Here is an 18,712-nt window from a genome sequence, read left to right as displayed (position 1 = left end):
CGCGAAGGAGGCCAGGCGCTGCGAAACCCTGCCATCTCCGCGCCCGGCCTCCTTCGCCCTAACCCGGGAGCAAAATGAATGAGGCACCGTGGTAACATCGGGGAGCATCGTTAGGTGCGGCAATACGTGATCTCAGCCAGATTGTCGCTCTACACCGCCAAGTTCGCAGCTTCTGCTACGATTTGGCGACCGCTTCTATCGCGTCCGCCAACGTGGTAGTAGCGTTACTCTTGCAATAGGCAGTTATCTTTTCTGCATTGGCATGCGCCATATCACCGTCCACCATTGGATTGCCGGCTTTACCATGGACATAACGGTTGACCCACATGGCCACGCCAATGGTCTTGGCTGCAGGCATGTCGCCAACCTCCTTGCAAGTGGGCTTGGACATGTCCACGTCTGCGGCCAGCGCTTGGCACGCTAAGCCGATACCAGCAACTGCGAGTGCGATTGAAACAAGACGTATCATGCCTTCCAAGGAGCCTCGCCCCTGGCCATGGCAAGGTGCCTACGCGTGTGTGGACTTACGCTTGCAAACTGCAACAATGACAGGATCAGGACTGATCGCGACAGGAGCCATCCAGTTTAGAGGCAGATAATAGTAACACAGTCTTATTGAAGAGGCGCGCACAATCTTGAACTGATGAGGAAACAATGATTGCAGGTTTGATCGTGTGTGCATCGCGCGCCGAGGATTCGGCCCATGGCTTGCCGGCGGGGGTCGAGGTCGGATTACGTGCCGAGGGCCTGCTGAGGGCCGACGGACCGCACGCCGGGCACGGCCCAGCGGCGGCTGACCTCCTGGTCGATCCTGACCCGCTGGCGTGGTCTCACCGGCGCCTTCGGCGCGCCGCCACTGAAAGGTGCGCTGAGGCTGGCAGTCAAGGCAAGCAATCGGCCGCGGCTACGGAAGAGTATACGCCGCAGTGACAGCCGAGATCCTTCGAGAGCTCCTGCAGGCTTGCGCTGGCGTTCGGCCGGTCGATGCGCGACCCGGCCCTGCTCTTAACTGCCTTCGCTTCCGGCGGCCGGCCCCGTTCGGAAGTGCCGGCGCTCCTCGTCGGTGATCTCGCCGACGAGGAGCCGGTCCGTGCGGATTCGTCCGACAAGGACTCCCCTTCCCTTGCCTGCCCAGTCTGTCGATCCGAACGACGACGACAAACATGTGCTGTTGATCGGCCGGCCTGTGACTGAAGCATTGGCTAGTCTAGCGGAGGCGCAAATCAAGGAAGGCCCAGTGTTCCGGCGCATCGATCAGTGGGCAACGTCGACCGGCTGGCGCTGACGCCGCAATCGGCCAACCTGATCCTGAAGCGCCGCTGCCAGCAGGCGGGGCTCGATGCTGCGCTGTTTTCGGCCCATGGCTTGAGGTCGGGGTATCTGACCGAGGCTGCCAACCGCGGCATCCCGCTGCCAGAGGCAATGCAGCAGTCGCTGCACAAATCGGTGACGCGGAGCGATAGAATGGACGCGCGGTCCGGCTGGGTCTAGGCGTGACTAAGCACGGAAGAGGGCATCGGCTCGCTTCTCGAACGACTGCCATTCTTCCGGTTCCGGTTCCCCCTCCGATCTATCGTGCTCGTCAGTACCCGATGCTGCCCTGCCCCAGGCTTCAGCACGCTGCATCAGCCACGCCATCTCTCCCCTCAGGCGATGAGATCGCTGCAGGTCGGCCGCGTGCTCGGCGTTCTGACGAGGATCGTAGAAGACGCCGATCGCCTCGCCGGCGGCCTCTCTTGCCGCCTCCAATTGTTCCTTCAAGCTCTCGAGCTCGGCCTTCATCGCAAAATACTGTCTCATCACCGCTATGAGCTCGCGGTCCCTGTCGCTGGCTTCCACGATTCCTTCTCCTTGAATTCCTCTTTGAGGGAACTGATCGATAAGAATGGCAAAATCGGGATAGAGTTCCTGCGGAAACGACAAAAGCAAGTCGGTACGCAGGCGGCGAGCTACCACAACGACGCCGATCGTAAGCAGGGTAGAGCGGCTAGTATGATCATCTGAGCCGGGCAGCCGCTACGCGCCCGCACAGTTACGGTCCGAAGAGGCGCCGATCCCAGTAAACCGGCTGATGCAGGCTGACCTGTATTTCAGGGAACTCCGGATGCGCTGGATTTATCAAAATATTGCGGTCGAGCCGGGCGACAACACTGGGGACCAGCAAGATTGCGCTCCTCCTTTCGAGGCACCATTGCTCGCCAAATCCCTTACTCACTATTGCCGGCATCGTGTCCCAGCCTAGGAGGCTCGGCGGCGAAAAGACCTCATAGGTTAAGCCGCGCGGTATTGTGATTTCAACGTAGTGCTGGTTTGGCGGCAATCGACCGCTACCATGCACCAGTTTTTCGAGTACCGCCGTTGAGTAGTGCTCGCTGCTGTAGATGATTGGGCTTGCCGGCGTGTTCCACCGCCCAGGGGCTATGGTTGAGCCGGTTGCATTGAATATGGGATAGGTCCCTTTTGGGTCGCCTATTCGAAATGCGGACAGCGTGCGATCAAGAATCTGAGCGCTCACGCAGCGCTGCCGTATTTCAGGCTTGCGAGTGTTTCCAGGACGAGTTCGGCGCCGATCTCGCTCTGAATGACCACATCAATCGGACGTTTGTCCTCGAGCATGGGGTGGTGCCGAAACAGGAAGTCACGGGCCTCCTCCTCGCTTTGCCAAACATCCAGTGCCAGATTCCAGACACGGGCGACACGCGCGACGCGCATCCCCTCGTCCGGTGAGAGCCGAAGCGTCGCCTTTCGGCGTTCATAGGTCGCCTTCGGCACCAGGCGGTACTTGAATTGGCTGTCATTTGGAGCCAGAAGGTGGACCACGCGCTCCAATGCCGCAACGGGCAACCCACCCTCTATGCGCGTAATCAGTCCCAGCGGAGAACGCGCTGCCACTTCCTGTGCCGGCAACCCTAACACATCGGCAACATTCTCAAAAGCTAGCATTGGTCATCTCCGTTCACCTGAGGCGAAATATAGTCGCACATGAGGCATTGCGCAAGAGCAATCCCATACGCGTTTCGGCAACCGAGGCTTCTCCGTCGCAAGAAATCGTCCGCCGGGTGGTTTTGCCCGGCCGGTGCCCGAGAAGCTTCCCCGATCGCCGCGCCGGCCGCCCGAGGATGACCTGTGCGGCTGGTTTACCGGGATCGCCATCGCCGCTCCCGATCTGTCGCGGTGCGACACTGCCGACCACCAGATGCATGAACGGCCGCCACGTGGCGGCCGCAAATGGCATCGGTCTTTCGTTCGAGCGCTGTTCCCAGTCGCGGCATCCTTCCAAATGGAAAACGTCCGAGCAATCTCGGCTATTGCAAAACGTCGCGTGCGAGGGAGCAGGTCTAGGCTGTAGTGACAATTTAATGATTTAAGCCAGAGCATGATGCTTGCGAGTTTGACAAAGCCGAGGAAGTGGGCGGCGAGTTTGTCGTAGCGGGTGGCGATGCGCCGCCATTGCTTGAGCTTGGCGAAGAAGCCCTCGATGCCCCAGCGGTTTTTGTAAGCGACCTTGTCGTAGCCGTGCTGGTATTTGCGATGGCGACGCGGCGGGATGACGGGTTCACCGCCTTGATCGAGGATGATGTCGTGCAAGCGATCGGCGTCGTAGGCGCGATCGGCGATCACTTGGGCGGCCGGCAGGCCCTCGACCAGATCACAAGCTGGCGCCATGTCGTTCTGCTGACCGGGCCCGACCTCGAAACGGACCGGCAGGCCGAGCGCGTCTACGACGGCGTGGAGCTTGGTGCCGAAGCCGCCGCGGGAGCGACCGAGAGCCTGGGCTTCAGGTCCCCCCTTTTGCGCCGTGCCCCGGCCGCTTGCGCTTGCGCGCGAATGACGGTCGCATCAAGCATCATCCATTCCAGGTCTGGATCGCCGGCGACCGCTTCGAACAGTCGGTCGAACACGCCCGCCTCAATCCAGCGGTAATAACGCCGCTTTGCCGTCTGGTGGGGACCGAACCGTTCCGGCAGGTCGCGCCAGCGCGCACCCGAGCGCGCCATCCATAACAGCGCGTCGACGAAGCGCCGGCCATCGCTGCGCGGGCCGCGCTTACCCTTGCGCCCGCCCGGCACGAACGGTCTGATGTGCTCCCACTGATCGTCACGAAGAACTTCACCTTCCAAAGCTGACCTCCAAAAGCCAGCTTTGAATCTGATTTGGCGCCTGATGGGAATCCCCAGACCGTTAAAATGTCACTACAGCCTAGGCCTGTAAATTATCAGCCGACATCTTGCCGGACTTACGATCCTTTACCAGCTCATAGGTAATCTTCTGACCATCCTTCAGATCCTGCAGGCCGGCGCGCTCCACTGCAGAGATGTGTACGAAAACATCGGGGCTGCCGTCGTCCGGCTGAATGAAGCCAAAGCCCTTTGTTGCGTTGAACCATTTTACCGTACCCGTCGCCATTGTCTCTTCCCTTGATCTCGGCCGGCGGACCTATTGCCCGCTAGGCTCGCTTTAAGCTTCAGCAGAGATAGATTGTTCTGGATTTGACCGAAAGCTGAATTGTTAACGGAACGGAAGTTGGGACGGGCGGTGGGCTCATCATCTTGCGGCTAACGGCCCTCAGTCGGTTTGCCTTTCTTTTCGCCACTGGATTTGGAAGCCGTGCGTCTCTTCAGCGGCGCGGCGCTGTCTGGCTGCCCCCTCCCCCTCGGTTTCGGCGTTCTTTTCGCATCGCCGATGCCTCCAGCTTCATCGGTTTCGCCAAGAACTGCAGCATTCTCCAGCACCCCGACGCAATCAAATGTCGACTGAACTTCCTCCGCGGCCTGAAACCAGTACTTGAGACCGTCGCCCTGCGGTCGCCCTGCTCTCTCCCACAGCTCATAAGCTCGGTTCCTGATCAGTTCTTCGTCGTCCGGCTTCATGGCAAACGCTCCTTGTTGAGGTGGGAAATGATGGCGGGCGGCTGTGAAGCCTGATTCATGCTGCTGCTGGTGAATTTAGGTCGAATAGCCCATGCTCGCAATCGCTTCCCTGCTTGGCTTTTGCTTCAGGCGAATGCTGAGGTCGTCCTTCGGCTTGTTGGAGTTCGAACTGGTTTGTCTTGCGAATAAGATCGCTGAGCTTTCGGAGGTTCTAAAGATCGGCGAAGCTGTCCGCGTCCGTCGAATCCATGGTGCCGTCTCACGGTCCGAGGAGCCTGTCCATGGAATGCCTGCCGATGTCGAGGCCGGACTGCGTGTCGCGCATCGCCTCCAGTTCCTACGCCCCCCGGCACGTGCGGCCGCGGCTGACCTCGCGGTCGGTCCTCACCCGCTGGCGCGGTCTTACTGGCGCTTTCAGCGCGCGTTCTCTGAGGCGCGCTGAGGCTGGCAGTTAAGTCACGCAATCGGTAGCGGCAACGGCAGAGCCGGAAGGCAGCACCGGCGAAGAAAGATGATGCGGGTACGAAAGCCGCTCTCAAATCAACGGAACCGTGTGCCGGGCGGTTTGGCAAGTTTCCACCGCAAGATACGCCGTTCTCAGCAACCGCGCGCGGCTCCTCGGAAATTCGGTGCGTGCAGTGTCTCCGCCAATGCCCTTCCCGCCGCTCAGGGCACCGGCTTCTTGAAGCAAACACCGACGCCGACGCCGTTGTCCCGAACGAACTCTATTCCTGCGGCTTCAAGAGCGATCCGGATCAGTTTGAGATTTGCAGCCGTAATTGATGGAGATCCATCCTCCGCTTCTGCGCGTCGTATAGTCGACACACCTACGCTAGCAGACTTTGCTAGGTCCTCAGCGGTCCATCTAATTAGCGCCCTCGCCGCCCGGATTTGAGCCCCCGTTATTTCGCTCATAAGATTTTTAGTTTTCTCATTGAACTTTTTTCGTTCATATGGCAGTTAAACACTCAGATTGGCTGTGCCCGGTGCTCGCAACACCGAACACAGCCTAACCACAACCAAGCTTACGGGAGCTCGGATCATGGCTGATTCCGACAATAGCAGAACTTTGCCCGCGGTCACCCGGGGAGACTTCCATTCCTTTGTCGCTGCTTCTTTAACCTCAGATCCGGAGCCTTCCCGATTGTTGGACGCGCTGCCGGACGCGTGCGATGACGATCCGGCATTGGAAGTCTGGCGTGAGTGGTGCGTCGCACGGGAGCGGCTGGTCCAATCATGCGTGAAACAACAGCGGCTCGAGACAAAGCTCTTTGCAACGGTCGGCTCGCGGCTCACCGCACCCGAAGCCTGGAAGGCCGCCGATAAGGAAATCGGATATAGCGAGGCCGTGGAGGCGGAGGGACGTGCGGCGAGCGCCGAGGGCATCGTGGCGGACACCTTGTGGAAGACGCCGGCACATTCGCTCGCCGGCGCAACCGCCAAGCTCCATGCCATCGTCAGCAAATGGCAGCCATCCGTCACCAGCGACGAGTATCCGTGGCCACAACTGCGCGCCGTCATCGCCGACCTGCTGAAGATCGATGCGGAGATGTCGTTTCACCGAAGCGGGCTTCACCGACCGGCGGTGCCCGAAACGCGCGGAGCATCTCGAGGGGGCTGAGGATATGGCGCAAGACAGCGTGGAGACGATTGCCAGAGTTCTTCGGTGCCGGATTGTTCATTGGTTCGCATCGGTTTTGAAGAAATCCACCACTTTAAGATTGAGGGCGGTCGCAAGCTTCTCCAGCATCTCGATCGTGGGATTGTATTCTTCACGCTCCAGCATGCCGATGTAGGTGCGGTGAACATTCGCCCGCAGCCCCAGTTCCTCCTGGCTCAGCTGGCGGTCGTTCCTGGCAATTCTCAGATTTCGTGCAACGGTTTCTCGGACTTTCATAACCAGAGTGGTCCTGCCATGTAGCGTATTCATCTACAGAGTATACTCTACAAAAGTGAAATCCGGATCTTTGTGGCCGACGGCTGAACGCGAAATGGGGCGCGCCCCACCGCGGCAATGCCGGCTGCGGCAAAAACTCAAAAAAGAGGGAACTTCAAAATGCAAATTCAAAGCAGGTTTTGTTCACATCGGCTTGCCGCATTGCTGATCTCGCTCACCTTCTGGAGCGGTCTTCCAGGGTCTGGTCATGCGCAGGAGGAGCTTCGGATCGCGACATCGTACAAGCTGATGACGCTCGATCCGCATTACGCAAATCTCAACGAAAACACCTCGCTGCTCTCCCATATCTACGAGCGTCTCGTCTACCAGGATGACCGTCTCGATCTGAAACCGGGTCTGGCCGTCTCCTGGCGCGCGGTGTCGGACAGGCAGTGGGAGTTCAAGCTTCGCGAGAATGTCCGCTTCCATGACGGCTCGCCCTTGACGGCGGACGACGTCGTCTACACGATCGAGCGCATACGGGATTTCCTCAAATCCCCGAGCGGCGGCTTCCGGTCCTATGTGACCGGCATCGAATCGGTCTCGGCACCCGATCCTCTCACCGTCGTCATCGACACCAAGGGCAATATCCCCAACCTGCCGCTGTCGTTCTCGTCGATCTTTGTGATGAACCGGCCGGCACAGGGGTTCCAGACCACCGAAGAGCTCAATGCCGGCAGGGCCGGCCACCCTCCGGTCGGCACAGGGCCGTATACATTCGAAAGCTGGAGTTCCGGCGAGGTGCTGAAGCTCGCCAGGAACGATGATTACTGGGGCGGCAGGCCTGGCTGGCCGCAGGTAACGTTTCGGGTCATCGAAAGCCCGGCTGCCCGCGTGGCGGCACTCAGCACCGGCGAAGTCGACCTGGCGGATGCTATTCCCGCACGCGACGTTGCCTCTTTGAAGCAGCGCGGCGCCAGGATAGCCAGCGTCGGCGCGGCGCGGATCAACTTCCTGCAGTTCGACGTGGAGCGAGACAGGCTTCCCGGCGTGACCGATAAGTCCGGCGAGCCGATCGCCAATCCGTTCAAGGACGCCTTGGTCCGTCGTGCGCTCGCCATGGCCACCGATCGCGGAATTCTGGTCGACAAGATCCTCTCGGGCTATGGCACGGCCGCAGCCCAGCTCTTTCCCGGCGGCTTGCCGGGTACCTCGGAAACCTTGCAGCCGGAGGCTCCGAAGTATGACGAAGCCAAGGCGCTTCTCGCAAAGGCTGGTTTCCCTGACGGTTTCAACCTCATTCTCGCCGGACCTGCCGGGCGTTATCCCGGCGACGGCGAGAGCCTTCAGGCGATTGCGCAAAGCTGGGCCCGCATCGGAGTAAAGGCGCAGCCGGCGGCGGCGCCGTTTTCGGTTTTCAATACAAAGCGTGCCGCCGGCGACTATGCCGTCTGGTACGGCGGCGCTTCCGGCGAAGCGGTGGACATCATCCTCCACGCTCTGCTGGCCTCACCGGACCCTGAAAGCGGGAACGGCGCCTTGAACTTCGGGCATTATCGCAACCAGGCTTTCGACGCGATGCTCGCAAGGGCGGAAAGCATCCAGGAGGGCCCTGAGCGCAACAAGGCGCTCGCCGAAGCGACCGAGTTCGTGATGGCCGATCAGCCGATCATACCGCTTTACCACTTCCATCACATCGTCGGCTACGGCCCGCGCGTTGCCTCCTATGCGATGCATCCCCGCGGCTGGACCACGGCGATGCAGACGCTTGCCGCGACGGAGTAAGCGATCATGCCCCTGATTTCTGTTGTCCTCGGCAGGCTGTCGCAAGCCTTCCTGCTCCTCATCGCCATGTCGCTGATCGGCTTCATTGGCGTCCACAGCGTCGGCAATCCGGTTTTCAATGTCGTCAACATCGAAACCGCCACGCCGGAGGATATCCGCCAGGCCACGATCGCGCTCGGCCTCGATCAGCCGATCTGGCGCCAGTACCTGCTTTTCATCAACAATGTCGTGCGCGGAAACTTCGGCACCTCATATATCTATCATCTGCCGGCCTTCGCGCTGGTCATGAGCAAGCTGCCGGCGACCCTGGAGCTCGCATGCGTCGCCATGCTTATCGCGGCGCCGGTTGGAACCGGCCTCGGGCTGCTCGCCGGCCGGCGGAGCGGCACGATCTTCGACCGGACGGTCCTCAGATCGAGCGTCTTCGCGCTGAGTATCCCGTCATTCTGGCTGAGCATGATGCTCATCCTGCTCGGCGCCATCCTGACAGGCTGGTTTCCATCCGGCGGCCGCGGCACGACGGCGCGGTTCCTTGGCCAGGAGTGGAGTTTTCTGACCGGGAACGGGCTCTGGCACATGGTCCTTCCTGCCCTGGCGCTGGCGATACCGAACGTCGCCTTGATCGCGCGGCTTTCGCGATCGGGCACGATCGAAGTCGAGAACCTGGACTTCACGCGGTTTTGTCGCGCGAAAGGGCTGTCCTCCCGAAGGATCCTGCTTCGCCACACGCTTCCAAACATCAGCGTGCCGATCGTGACAATCATCGGCCTGCAATTTGGCGGCATGCTCGCTTTTGCCGTGGTCGTGGAATCGATTTTCGCATGGCCGGGCGTCGGCAAGCTGTTGATCGATTCCATCCAGCTGCTCGACCGGCCCGTGGTGATGGCGACGCTGACCTTCATCTCGGTCGCATTCGTCGCGCTCAACGCCCTGGTCGACCTCTTCTACGCCGTGCTCGACCCGCGCGTGCGCCTGTCTTGATAAGGTGACCTGCCATGAAACCTGCCATGAAAGCTGACATTCTAAAGGGGCTGAAAAAGCCTCCTCTTGGACCGGTTTTGACCGCGTCCAAGATCCTGCTGGCCAGCTATATACTGCTCGCCATTGCGGCACCGGCGATCGCTCCGCAAAATCCCTACGATCCCTTGCAGATATATGGATGGGAAGCATCCTCCCCGCCGGGAACCATGGGCGGCGGCGGTTTTCGCTACCTGCTCGGCACCGACGGGCTCGGCAGAGATATCGTCAGCACCATTCTTTACGGCCTGCGGATCAGCCTCATGGTGTCGGTCACGAGCGCCGCGATCGCCGCCCTGATCGGGCTTACCGCCGGTGTCAGTGCCGCCTATTTCGGCAAGTGGGTCGACGCCGCGATCATGCGGCTCGTCGACCTTCAGCTCAGCCTGCCGACCATACTCATCGCCCTGATCGCCATTGTGACGCTTGGGCCGGGTATCGACCGGATCATTCTGGCCCTGATCATCGCGCAATGGGCAACCTATGCGCGGATCGCGCGCAGCGTGGCGCTAAGCGAGACGAACAAGTCCTATATCGACGCCGCCCGACTGATGCGGCTGCCAACCGCACGCATCATCTTTCGCCACCTGCTGCCAAACAGCATCGCACCGGCCGTGACCTTGATTCCGATCGAAGTCGGTCATGCCGTCGCACTCGAAGCGACCTTGTCCTTTCTCGGGCTTGGCGTGCCGATCGACAAGCCGTCGCTCGGCTCCGCGGTTGCAAACGGCTTTCAGTATCTGCTGACCGGCCAGTACTGGATCAGCCTTTTTCCTGGCCTCGCTCTGTTCGGCCTGATCGCAAGCATCAATCTCGTCGGCGAAGACGTCCGGCGCAGTCTCGATCCAAGGAACCATCCGGCATGATTGAAGAACCCTTGAAGACACCCCTGCTTCGGGTGAAGAACCTCGGACTTCGCCATCTCTCGGCGTCCGGACCGGTGACAATCCTGGCCGATGTCAGTTTCGACCTCGGGCGTGGCGAGATCCTCGGCATCATCGGCGAGTCGGGCGCCGGAAAGTCGACGCTGGGCAATGTCGTCCTCGGCTTGCTGGCGCCGGAATTCCAACGGACATCCGGAACGATCGAGTTCGACGGCATGTCGACCGAAGCGATGACGGCAAGCGCGCGGGAGGCAATCCGGGGGCGGCGGATATCGGCGATCTTTCAGGATCATACCGCCTCGCTGGACCCGCTGATGAGCGTTGGGATGCAGGTGGAGGAAACGGTTCTGGCGATCGACGGTTCTCTTTCGCGACGCCAGGCGCGTCACCGTGCTCTCGACCTCCTGACCCGCGTTGGAATACCGGACCCGCAGCGGCGATACCGCCAATACCCGCATCAGTTCTCCGGAGGTCAAAGGCAAAGGGTGGTCATCGCCATCGCGCTGGCCGGATCGCCAGACGTCGTCATTGCCGATGAGCCGACATCGGCGCTCGATGCCACGGTTCAAAAGCAGATTCTCGGGCTCCTTCGAACCCTCGTCGACGAAACGGGCGTGTCGATCATCCTCGTCACCCACGACATGGGCGTCGTCTCGGAAATCACCGACCGGGTCCTGGTCATGAGAAAGGGCCAGGTGGTCGAACAGGAGCGCACCGCCGCCATTCTCGACAATCCTTGCCACGACTACACGCGAAAGCTGCTTGCCGCGGTTCCAAGGCTGCGCATCCCGGCAACCGCCGCAAACCCGGATGACAGGCAGAGCCGAACCGGTGCCACCGAGGAAGGCGACCGCGAAACCATGCTTCTCATCGCCAAGGGTGTTTCGAAACATTTCTCCCAGCGCGTTTTCCCCTGGAGCCGTGCCGGCAGCAAGGCAAAGTTCGCCTTGCGCGACGTGACCATTCACCTGCGGCGCGGCACGATCACCGGGATCGTCGGCGAGAGTGGAAGCGGAAAGACGACGCTTGGCCGCATCATCGCGGGGTTGGACAGCGCGCCGTCGGGCAGGATCACGATCGGCGGGAGGCAATTCGACGTTGCAAAGAGCGGCCGCCGCAGCGGTCTTCTCGGCCGCGTGCAGATGATCTTCCAGGATCCCGCCGTGTCGCTCAATCCCAGGATGACCATCGGCGAGACGCTGCGCGAAACCATCCGGTTTGCGGCCGCGACAGGTCGCAATGACGCGCCAGCGGATCTGGCTTCAATGATGGATCGGCTCGGCCTCCCCCGAAGCTTGCTCACCCGCCACCCGCATCAATTGTCGGGCGGCCAGAAGCAACGCGTCTGCATCGCGCGGACATTGCTGGCCCGGCCCCAGATCATTGTCGCAGACGAGCCGACCTCGGCCCTGGACGTGTCGGTACAGGCGGAAATCGTCGACCTTCTGAAAGATACCGTCGCCGAGCGCGACCTGACGATGATCTTCATTTCCCATGATCTCGCCGTCGTCCAGCAGCTTTGCAGTTCCCTCTACATCTTCAAGGATGGCCGCGTCGAAGACTTCGGGCCGTCCGACTTCATCTTCTCACAATCGCGCAATCCCTACACGCGCAGCCTCATCGATGCCCGGCCCCGCCGCTTCACGTGTTGAGCGCGATTGCCTGGTCGGGACACCGACGCGCAAGCGTCAACGCCCCTTTCTTGGAATTTTAGGCACGCACTGCCATCAAAAGGTGACGACATATGAATGACAGGTTCACTTTGGCGCTCACGGGCCAATCGCTGATAAAGCACGATATCCGCGATATCCGCACGCCCGCCTTTCAGGACGTTCAATCGCTGCTTCGGCAGGCGGATCTTTCTTTCACCAACTTCGAGGGAACGATCCTCGGTACGCACGGGGGTTGGCCCCTCAAGGGATCGTTCTTCGGGTGCAGCGACCCGGTCGTTCTCGATGCACTTGGCGCCATCGGCTTTCGGGCACTGTCGCTTTCGAACAATCATGCCTTCGACCTCGGACCATCCGGGGTGCTTTCGACGCTGGAGGAGGTGGAGAAACGAGGCTTTTTCCATGCCGGTCTCGGCCGCAACGCGCAGGAAGTCTCGCGTGCCAGCATCGCCACGATCAACCAACGCCGTATTGCCCTCGTTGCGATGGACGGGGGCCCCGGACCCGATTTCATGTATGCCGCCGACGCGGACGAAAATCGCCCCGAACGCCCCGGTGTGAACCGGCTTCGTCTTTCACAGGTGCTTGAGGTCGACGATCTCGCGTTTGAGCAGATCCGAGCGGTTCGCGACAAGATCGGCTACACTGCCATCGACCTCGCCAATGACAGCCAGCCGGACGATCCGCCGCGCCTCGACCCGCAGGCCGAAGTCGCTATCGCCCGCTGTGTCTTCAAACGGTCCGACCGGTACGGACGCGGTGTAAGGATAGATGAGGTCGACATGGCAAGAAACCTTGCCGCGATCGCCTCTGCAGCCAGGGACGAGGCACTGGTGATCGCCTATCTCCATCATCATCACTGGGCTTCCGACTGGTATCAGCTGCCCGAATGGGTGAGCGGTGTGGCCAAACGATGCATCGACGCAGGCGCGTCCATGTTTGTCAGTCACGGCGCGCCGGTGCTGCAACCGGTCGAAATCTATCGAGGCCGGCCAATCTTCTACAGCCTGGGTAATTTCATCTTCCATGTCCGATCGGAGAAGTCGACCTGGACCGCAGCGGAAGTCTGGGAAAGTGTCGTCGGGGTTTGCTCCTTTGCCAGCGACAACAGCCTCATCGACATCAGCTTCCATCCCGTCGTCATCGGGGGCGACGATGGATTGGAGGACGGGGTGTTGGAACGTCGGCTGGTTCCACAGCTTGTAACCGGAGACAGCGCGGTCAGGATCCTTGGCCGGCTTCAGGAGCAATCTGCGCGACTGGGCGCGCATATAGAAATCTCCGGCAATGTCGGCAGGCTGCAAGCGCGATAGTGGACCGGCGGGTCGGGTCTGGCGCCGCCATTCTTGTGGGTTGTTCCGGCCACGGCCGAGGACCGGCGGCCACCTCCGTGTGGCGAGCACGGCAACCGTTGCAAACGAGGAAAATAATGAGAACGCGCGACGAGCTGGTCAGCCGGTTTTTCCGGTACGTGGCCATTGAGAGCCAGAGTAACGGTCACTCTGCGTCCCTGCCCTCCTCCCCCGGCCAGTTCGAGCTTGCCTCCTTGCTGGCCGAGGAGTTGCGGATGCTCGGGGTCGAGGACGTCGTGCTCGACGAGCAGGCGATTGTGACCGGCGTGAAGCGTGGCACCAGGCCCAACGCGCCAAAGATCGGGTTCATCGCGCATCTCGATACGGTCGATGTCGGTCTCTCTGCCATTATCCGGCCGCAAATCCTCCGGTTCGAAGGCACGGACCTTTGCCTCAACCCTCAGGAGGACATCTGGCTGCGCGTCGCCGAACACCCGGAACTCCTCGCCTGGTCGGGGGAAGACATCATCGTCAGCGACGGCACCAGCGTGCTCGGCGCGGACAACAAAGCGGCGATCGCGGTCATCATGACACTTCTCGCCCGGCTCGATGGGCAAGGCGCCCATGGCGACGTCTTCGTCGCCTTCGTGCCGGACGAGGAAATCGGTCTGCGCGGCGCCAAGGCGCTCGATCTGGCGCGCTTTGCATGTGACTTCGCCTACACGATCGATTGTTGCGAGCTCGGCGAAGTCGTGCTCGAGACCTTCAACGCCGCATCGGCTGAAATCGTCTTTACCGGCGTCAGCGCACACCCGATGGCCGCAAAGGGCACCCTCGTGAACCCCCTTTTGTTGGCGCTGGACTTCGTCTCGCACTTTGATCGCAAGGATACACCTGAATGCACGCAGGATCGGCAAGGGTTCTTCTGGTTCAAAGAGCTTGTTGCCCATGACAGCAAGGCAACACTCAACGTGCTCATTCGCGACTTCGATGCGGCAGAATTCGAACGGCGCAAGCAGCAGCTCCTTGCCATAACGGCGCTGGTCAACGCGCACTATCCCTCCGGCCGCGTCGAGTGCCGGTTGACCGACACCTACCACAATATCGGCCGCCGCCTGCGCGACGACAGCCGCCCGGGAACGCTGTTGTTCCAGGCTTTCGACGCACTCGGGATTGAACGAAAGCGCATTCCGATGCGCGGCGGCACCGATGGCGCCGTCCTCTCGGCACGGGGAATACCGACGCCAAACTTCTTCACCGGCGCCTACAACTTCCATTCCCGATTTGAATTCCTGCCGGTCTCAGCTTTCGAAAAGTCGTTCGAGGTTGCAGGCATGCTTTGCAAACTGGCGGCCCAGGACGAGGCGTTGGCCGACCGCTAACAGAACGCGCGCCCGTGACGGCTCGTTATGGAATTGCCCAGAAGCGCCACAGGATGCCAATCCATAATCCTTCTGTGGGACCCAGATGGACGCCTGCGAATCTTGTTTAACGATCGACGCGGCGACCATTCTTCGGGGCTGATCCACGTCTTCAAAAACTGCAACCCGTTCTTCGCGGTGCCACCTACGAACAATTCGCAGAGCGTGACAGCCGGCCCATCACCTTACCCAGGCACGCGCATCCTTTGGGAAAGCAAGAGCCGCTCGGAGCAAGCGTTCGTTGCGGAGCTAGGCCACCACTATGGCCTCGGCATCGAGCCACCGTCCTCAGCAAGCCGCGCATGATAGAGCCTTCGATCGAGACCACTCACGCCCCGTCCGTCCATCAAGCATGTTGTGGAGGACGCAACCAATCCGAACTGCAGTGAGGCGCTTCGCGCCGCTCTTTGCCGATCTGGAACGGCGAGACGCGTTTGAACACAATATCCGCACGGCACGTCCTGGCGGAAATCGCTAGGTTCTCGGTCATCACGATCTTACCACGAATATCCTGACGATCGAGCCAACCCTTGCTGTCAATCGCGCCGATTGCCTGAACGCTTGCCGGACGACGATGCGGAGATCTCACTCACTCCGATCTGAGTTGTGCCGCAGGCGATGCGAGCTGGAGGCTCCGAGGAGCAAACGCAGCCTGAACGGGCACACAACAAGAGTCTATCACCGGGCTTAATCGTGCGGCCGGAAAGGCGCGTCGTGGTGTGAGCATGAGCGCGCGTGAGCGCGATTAGGACGGGTCTCGCTTGATCCCCTTCAAACGCTGCCAGCTGCTTACGTTCTCTTCGCGCGGCTGGTGTTCCCAATGCTCCGGCGCTGTCTCCGTTCCGTTGGCTGATGTGACGGACAAGCTACGATAGCCCCTCCCCGATGCAACCGCTTGCGCGGTCCTCCTCTGTCGTTTCGGCCCTACGGGTGCATGGGTTCGCTTCGGCTATCTCCGTTTTTTGCCGTCAACCAACGGAATGGAGACGCTCATGCAGAGCATCAACGACACTTACCAACGCATCACTGATACCATCGTAAAGCAGCTTGAAGCCGGCACAAAACCGTGGATCCGTCCCTGGCGCAACGACATCCGCTGCTCACTCACCCCGCGCCGCGCCACCGGCGAAGCCTATCGGGGCATCAACGTCCTGATGCTGTGGATCTCCAGCCAGATTTTCGGCTACGAGGAAAACACCTGGATGACCTATCGGCAGGCCCAGGATCTCGGCGCGAAAGTCCGAAAGGGTGAGAAAGGAACGCTCGTCGTCAAGTACGGAACCTTCACGCCGAAGGAGCGCGAAGACGACGAGGATTGTTCAATCCCTTATCTCAAAGGATACACCGTCTTCAATGGTGCGCCGTAACGGCGAAAGCATAGGGAGTGTCACGATGAGTGAATGAGCTTGCTGGAATAGCTCATGCCTGCCGAACTCACCTCGATCGGCAACGATTGTGACTCCGAAAGGAGCGGGGAACAATAGCATGTTCGGAAAAGGCCCAAAGCATCAAAGTCGTTTGCGATGCGGCGGGTCAGGGCAAGATGTGTATGGTGAAAGCTGTATTGCCTGAACCCTAGTTTGCAGCGGCCTACAACCGGAGCGGTGTCGTAGAACGACTGACACGGCACACCGAATGGACAGAGGACAGGATGTTGAGGTCCTCCAACCCCGATATCGGGAAAGCCAGCCCATTCGGCGCATCCTCCATCGGAGGGGTAAGTGAACGAACGGGGCACCTAACCACATCGTATCTCCCGCTTTCGTAATTACGGGATGCCCTAAGCAGGCATCGGTTCTGCCGATGACCTGTATGGGTACGGAGCCGTCATAGTACTCAAATGCCCGGAGTAATGACCGGGACAGCCGAAATCATCGGATGGTCGAGAATATAAGCTCAGGGCAACTTGAGCGAAAATTCTGCGGATCAGGGGAAGGACGGCAGCGACTACGATCCAAAACCTTACGAAGAGGTGTGCTAATGCTGCCAGATACTATCAAAAGGGCTGTTGGATCGCTCCCGATCATTGTTAGGTCGGGTCGGCGGGTCAATGGGCTCTACCGCCTTATGAAGGCTCCGCTCCTTTGGGAGCGAGCCTACCATAAAATCGCACAGAACAAGGGTGCGATGACACCGGGAGTTGACGGACAGACCCCACGTCAGAAAAGATACGTTCGATCATCGAACGGCTGGCGAATGGGACCTATCGTCCGCAACCAGTACGTCGGGTGTACATTCCCAAAGCCAACGGCAAGAAAAGGCCGCTTGGCGTGCCGACGACGGAAGACCGCTTGGTCCAGGAGGTCGTTCGAATTCTTCTGGAGCAAATCTATGAGCCGCTGTTCTCGCAGCACTCTCATGGGTTTAGACCGAATCGATCCTGTCATACTGCGCTGGAAAACATCCGAGCAGTTTGGACAGGGGTGAAATGGCTGGTCGATGTCGATGTGGTCGGATACTTCGACAACATTGATCACGACATCCTCATTGGCTTGCTTGAAAAACGTATCCACGACAGCCGTTTTATCGGCTTGATCCGTGGAATGTTGAAAGCTGGTTATCTGGAGGATTGGGTTTATCACCGAACCTACAGCGGCACCCCACAGGGCGGTATCGTCTCCCCTATACTGGCAAACATCTACCTCCATGAACTCGACGAGTACATGGAAACAAAGATTACAGCCTACCATAGGGGCGATAAACGTGTTCCATCGGTCGAAGGCCGACGGATCATGAATCGTCTGACGCGGCTTCGTAAGCAAGTGGATCAGCTTCGTCTTGATCGAGGCGAGGATGATGCAGAGATCAAATCCAAACTGGAGGAGATCAGTCGGCTGAAGGCGGAACGGTTGACCGTGCCCGCCACCGACGCATTCGATCCGAAATACAAGCGGCTCCGCTACTGCCGTTATGCCGATGACTTCTTGATCGGCATAATTGGTAGCAAAGATGACGCGCGGCAGATCATGGAGGAGGTGAGGACATTCCTCTCCAAAAACCTGAAACTAAGCGTGTCGGATGAGAAAAGCGGCATCCGCAAGGCTTCGGACGGAGCGCGTTTCCTTGGATACGATGTCAGGACATCGACCAACCGCAATCCGCACAAGGCGACCTTTTATGGTCGTCCCGCACTGCGGCGAGGGTTGGCAGATCGTTTGAAGCTGAATGTCCCAAGGGAAAAGGTGGTCCGGTTTGTCAATGGCAAAGGATGGGGCGATTACGATGCCTTTCGTCCTCGCCACCGTCCTGCTTTGACTTTGGCGAGTGACGTCGAAATTGTCATGGCCTACAACGCTGAATGGAGAGGCTTCGCAAATTACTATGCGCTTGCCGATGATGTGAAACGCAAACTCAATAAGGGCGGGTACTTTGCCCTGATGAGCTGCGTCAAAACCATCGCGGCAAAGCACAAAACGTCTGCGAGGGAAATCTTCTCCAAGATGCGCCGAGGGCAAGACTTCTTCGTTCGCTTCCAAGTCGGAGAGGAACCCCGAGAGATCAAAATCTGGCAACTGAAGGACCTGAAGTGCGAACCGCGAAAATGGGGCGACATTGATCGCCCACAATCATCAAAGTTTGTGTTCAGCAGGACAGAAATGGTCGAACGCCTCAATGCGCAGAAATGCGCCAGATGCGGTCGAACAGATCTTCCATGTGAAATCCATCATGTCAGAAAGATCGCGGAAATGGAGAAAGCAGGGCTTGCCCGGTACATGCCGGCGGCACGATTACGCAAGCGCATTGTGCTTTGCCAGCCCTGTCATCGCTCCGTCCATGCTGGTGGCCAAGTTGACCAACGACGTGACGGAACACGTAGTCGTGGAGAGCCGGATGCGCTGAAAGGTGCAAGTCCGGTTCGGAGGGGGGCTGAGCCGCGTCCTCATTGAGGCGCCGCC

16 protein-coding genes and 4 pseudogenes are annotated in these 18,712 nt (G+C 59.8%); 11 read left to right on the top strand and 9 right to left on the bottom strand.

Annotated features, from left to right (window positions below; translation table 11 throughout):
* Positions 1-175: 175 nt before the first annotated feature.
* Entirely contained in the window at positions 176-469 is a 294-nt protein-coding gene (locus FB009_RS07685) for an HdeA/HdeB family chaperone (RefSeq protein WP_145161540.1), read from the bottom strand.
* Positions 470-684: 215 nt separating this feature from the next.
* Here FB009_RS07685 and FB009_RS07675 point away from each other — a divergent pair.
* Positions 685-1,491 (top strand): annotated as a pseudogene (locus FB009_RS07675) (integrase); the annotation flags it as partial.
* Positions 1,492-1,497: 6 nt separating this feature from the next.
* On the opposite strand, the gene FB009_RS07670 reads toward FB009_RS07675, so the two are convergent.
* From FB009_RS07670 to FB009_RS07640, 6 genes and pseudogenes are all read right to left on the bottom strand, one after another.
* A complete protein-coding gene (locus FB009_RS07670; RefSeq protein ID WP_018210404.1) occupies positions 1,498-1,839 on the bottom strand; it encodes a hypothetical protein in 342 nt (113 codons plus the stop codon).
* A gap of 193 nt (positions 1,840-2,032) precedes the next feature.
* The gene (locus FB009_RS07665; protein WP_145161534.1) at positions 2,033-2,515 is read right to left on the bottom strand and encodes an RES family NAD+ phosphorylase; all 483 of its coding nucleotides are present in this window, start codon (positions 2,513-2,515) and stop codon (positions 2,033-2,035) included.
* On the bottom strand, positions 2,512-2,943 hold the full coding sequence (locus FB009_RS07660) for an antitoxin Xre-like helix-turn-helix domain-containing protein (RefSeq protein WP_145161531.1): 432 nt from the start codon (positions 2,941-2,943) through the stop codon (positions 2,512-2,514). Before FB009_RS07660 ends, FB009_RS07665 begins: the two co-directional genes overlap by 4 nt.
* A gap of 420 nt (positions 2,944-3,363) precedes the next feature.
* Positions 3,364-4,121 (bottom strand): annotated as a pseudogene (locus FB009_RS07650) (IS5 family transposase); the annotation flags it as partial.
* A gap of 79 nt (positions 4,122-4,200) precedes the next feature.
* Positions 4,201-4,407 (bottom strand): cold-shock protein, encoded by a 207-nt coding sequence (locus FB009_RS07645; protein WP_024312651.1) that lies wholly within the window; start codon positions 4,405-4,407, stop codon positions 4,201-4,203.
* 149 nt (positions 4,408-4,556) lie between these two features.
* Positions 4,557-4,871 carry a DUF2934 domain-containing protein gene (locus FB009_RS07640; protein ID WP_127588100.1) on the bottom strand — a complete coding sequence of 105 codons (315 nt, stop codon included), beginning with the start codon at positions 4,869-4,871 and terminating at the stop codon, positions 4,557-4,559.
* Positions 4,872-5,127: 256 nt separating this feature from the next.
* Between FB009_RS07640 and FB009_RS33105 the strand changes: the two are divergent.
* Positions 5,128-5,339, top strand: a pseudogene (locus FB009_RS33105) (integrase); the annotation flags it as partial.
* A gap of 198 nt (positions 5,340-5,537) precedes the next feature.
* On the opposite strand, the gene FB009_RS33100 reads toward FB009_RS33105, so the two are convergent.
* Positions 5,538-5,786 carry a helix-turn-helix transcriptional regulator gene (locus FB009_RS33100; protein WP_011970293.1) on the bottom strand — a complete coding sequence of 83 codons (249 nt, stop codon included), beginning with the start codon at positions 5,784-5,786 and terminating at the stop codon, positions 5,538-5,540.
* 127 nt (positions 5,787-5,913) lie between these two features.
* Between FB009_RS33100 and FB009_RS07625 the strand changes: the two genes are divergently transcribed.
* A complete protein-coding gene (locus FB009_RS07625; protein ID WP_145161525.1) occupies positions 5,914-6,492 on the top strand; it encodes a hypothetical protein in 579 nt (192 codons plus the stop codon).
* Between the two features lie 57 nt (positions 6,493-6,549).
* Here FB009_RS07625 and FB009_RS07620 read toward each other — a convergent pair whose 3' ends face one another.
* Entirely contained in the window at positions 6,550-6,768 is a 219-nt protein-coding gene (locus FB009_RS07620; RefSeq protein ID WP_145161522.1) for a helix-turn-helix transcriptional regulator, read from the bottom strand.
* A 159-nt stretch (positions 6,769-6,927) separates the two neighbouring features.
* On the opposite strand from FB009_RS07620, the gene FB009_RS07615 reads away from it, so the two are divergent.
* From FB009_RS07615 to FB009_RS07575, 8 genes and pseudogenes are all read left to right on the top strand, one after another.
* A complete protein-coding gene (locus FB009_RS07615; RefSeq protein WP_145161519.1) occupies positions 6,928-8,532 on the top strand; it encodes an ABC transporter substrate-binding protein in 1,605 nt (534 codons plus the stop codon).
* Between the two features lie 6 nt (positions 8,533-8,538).
* Complete coding sequence (locus FB009_RS07610; protein WP_011970289.1) at positions 8,539-9,513, top strand: ABC transporter permease; 975 nt, start codon at positions 8,539-8,541, stop codon at positions 9,511-9,513.
* Positions 9,514-9,539: 26 nt separating this feature from the next.
* Positions 9,540-10,415 (top strand): ABC transporter permease, encoded by an 876-nt coding sequence (locus tag FB009_RS07605; RefSeq protein WP_024312640.1) that lies wholly within the window; start codon positions 9,540-9,542, stop codon positions 10,413-10,415.
* Entirely contained in the window at positions 10,412-12,085 is a 1,674-nt protein-coding gene (locus FB009_RS07600; protein WP_024312641.1) for a dipeptide ABC transporter ATP-binding protein, read from the top strand. The genes FB009_RS07605 and FB009_RS07600 overlap by 4 nt, the downstream gene beginning before the upstream one ends.
* A 92-nt stretch (positions 12,086-12,177) precedes the next feature.
* Positions 12,178-13,416 (top strand): CapA family protein, encoded by a 1,239-nt coding sequence (locus FB009_RS07595; protein WP_145161513.1) that lies wholly within the window; start codon positions 12,178-12,180, stop codon positions 13,414-13,416.
* A 116-nt stretch (positions 13,417-13,532) separates the two neighbouring features.
* The gene (pepT, locus tag FB009_RS07590; protein WP_102046477.1) at positions 13,533-14,777 is read left to right on the top strand and encodes a peptidase T; all 1,245 of its coding nucleotides are present in this window, start codon (positions 13,533-13,535) and stop codon (positions 14,775-14,777) included.
* Positions 14,778-15,808: 1,031 nt separating this feature from the next.
* A pseudogene (locus FB009_RS07580) lies at positions 15,809-16,171 on the top strand (ArdC-like ssDNA-binding domain-containing protein); the annotation flags it as partial.
* Between the two features lie 873 nt (positions 16,172-17,044).
* The gene (locus FB009_RS07575; protein WP_201271905.1) at positions 17,045-18,703 is read left to right on the top strand and encodes a reverse transcriptase/maturase family protein; all 1,659 of its coding nucleotides are present in this window, start codon (positions 17,045-17,047) and stop codon (positions 18,701-18,703) included.
* Positions 18,704-18,712: the final 9 nt, after the last annotated feature.

This window comes from Sinorhizobium medicae, from assembly GCF_007827695.1.
Lineage (GTDB): Bacteria > Pseudomonadota > Alphaproteobacteria > Rhizobiales > Rhizobiaceae > Sinorhizobium > Sinorhizobium medicae.
This window is presented reverse-complemented; position numbering and strand designations above follow the sequence as displayed.

Bases quoted from the DNA above. Each gene is read 5' to 3' on its own strand.
- FB009_RS07685 (WP_145161540.1), bottom strand. From the start codon at position 469: ATGATACGTCTTGTTTCAATCGCACTCGCAGTTGCTGGTATCGGCTTA.
- FB009_RS07660 (WP_145161531.1), bottom strand. From the start codon at position 2,943: ATGCTAGCTTTTGAGAATGTTGCCGATGTGTTAGGGTTGCCGGCACAG.
- FB009_RS07645 (WP_024312651.1), bottom strand. From the start codon at position 4,407: ATGGCGACGGGTACGGTAAAATGGTTCAACGCAACAAAGGGCTTTGGC.
- FB009_RS07640 (WP_127588100.1), bottom strand. From the start codon at position 4,871: ATGAAGCCGGACGACGAAGAACTGATCAGGAACCGAGCTTATGAGCTG.
- FB009_RS33100 (WP_011970293.1), bottom strand. From the start codon at position 5,786: ATGAGCGAAATAACGGGGGCTCAAATCCGGGCGGCGAGGGCGCTAATT.
- FB009_RS07625 (WP_145161525.1), top strand. From the start codon at position 5,914: ATGGCTGATTCCGACAATAGCAGAACTTTGCCCGCGGTCACCCGGGGA.
- FB009_RS07620 (WP_145161522.1), bottom strand. From the start codon at position 6,768: ATGAAAGTCCGAGAAACCGTTGCACGAAATCTGAGAATTGCCAGGAAC.
- FB009_RS07615 (WP_145161519.1), top strand. From the start codon at position 6,928: ATGCAAATTCAAAGCAGGTTTTGTTCACATCGGCTTGCCGCATTGCTG.
- FB009_RS07610 (WP_011970289.1), top strand. From the start codon at position 8,539: ATGCCCCTGATTTCTGTTGTCCTCGGCAGGCTGTCGCAAGCCTTCCTG.
- FB009_RS07605 (WP_024312640.1), top strand. From the start codon at position 9,540: ATGAAAGCTGACATTCTAAAGGGGCTGAAAAAGCCTCCTCTTGGACCG.
- FB009_RS07600 (WP_024312641.1), top strand. From the start codon at position 10,412: ATGATTGAAGAACCCTTGAAGACACCCCTGCTTCGGGTGAAGAACCTC.
- FB009_RS07595 (WP_145161513.1), top strand. From the start codon at position 12,178: ATGAATGACAGGTTCACTTTGGCGCTCACGGGCCAATCGCTGATAAAG.
- pepT (WP_102046477.1), top strand. From the start codon at position 13,533: ATGAGAACGCGCGACGAGCTGGTCAGCCGGTTTTTCCGGTACGTGGCC.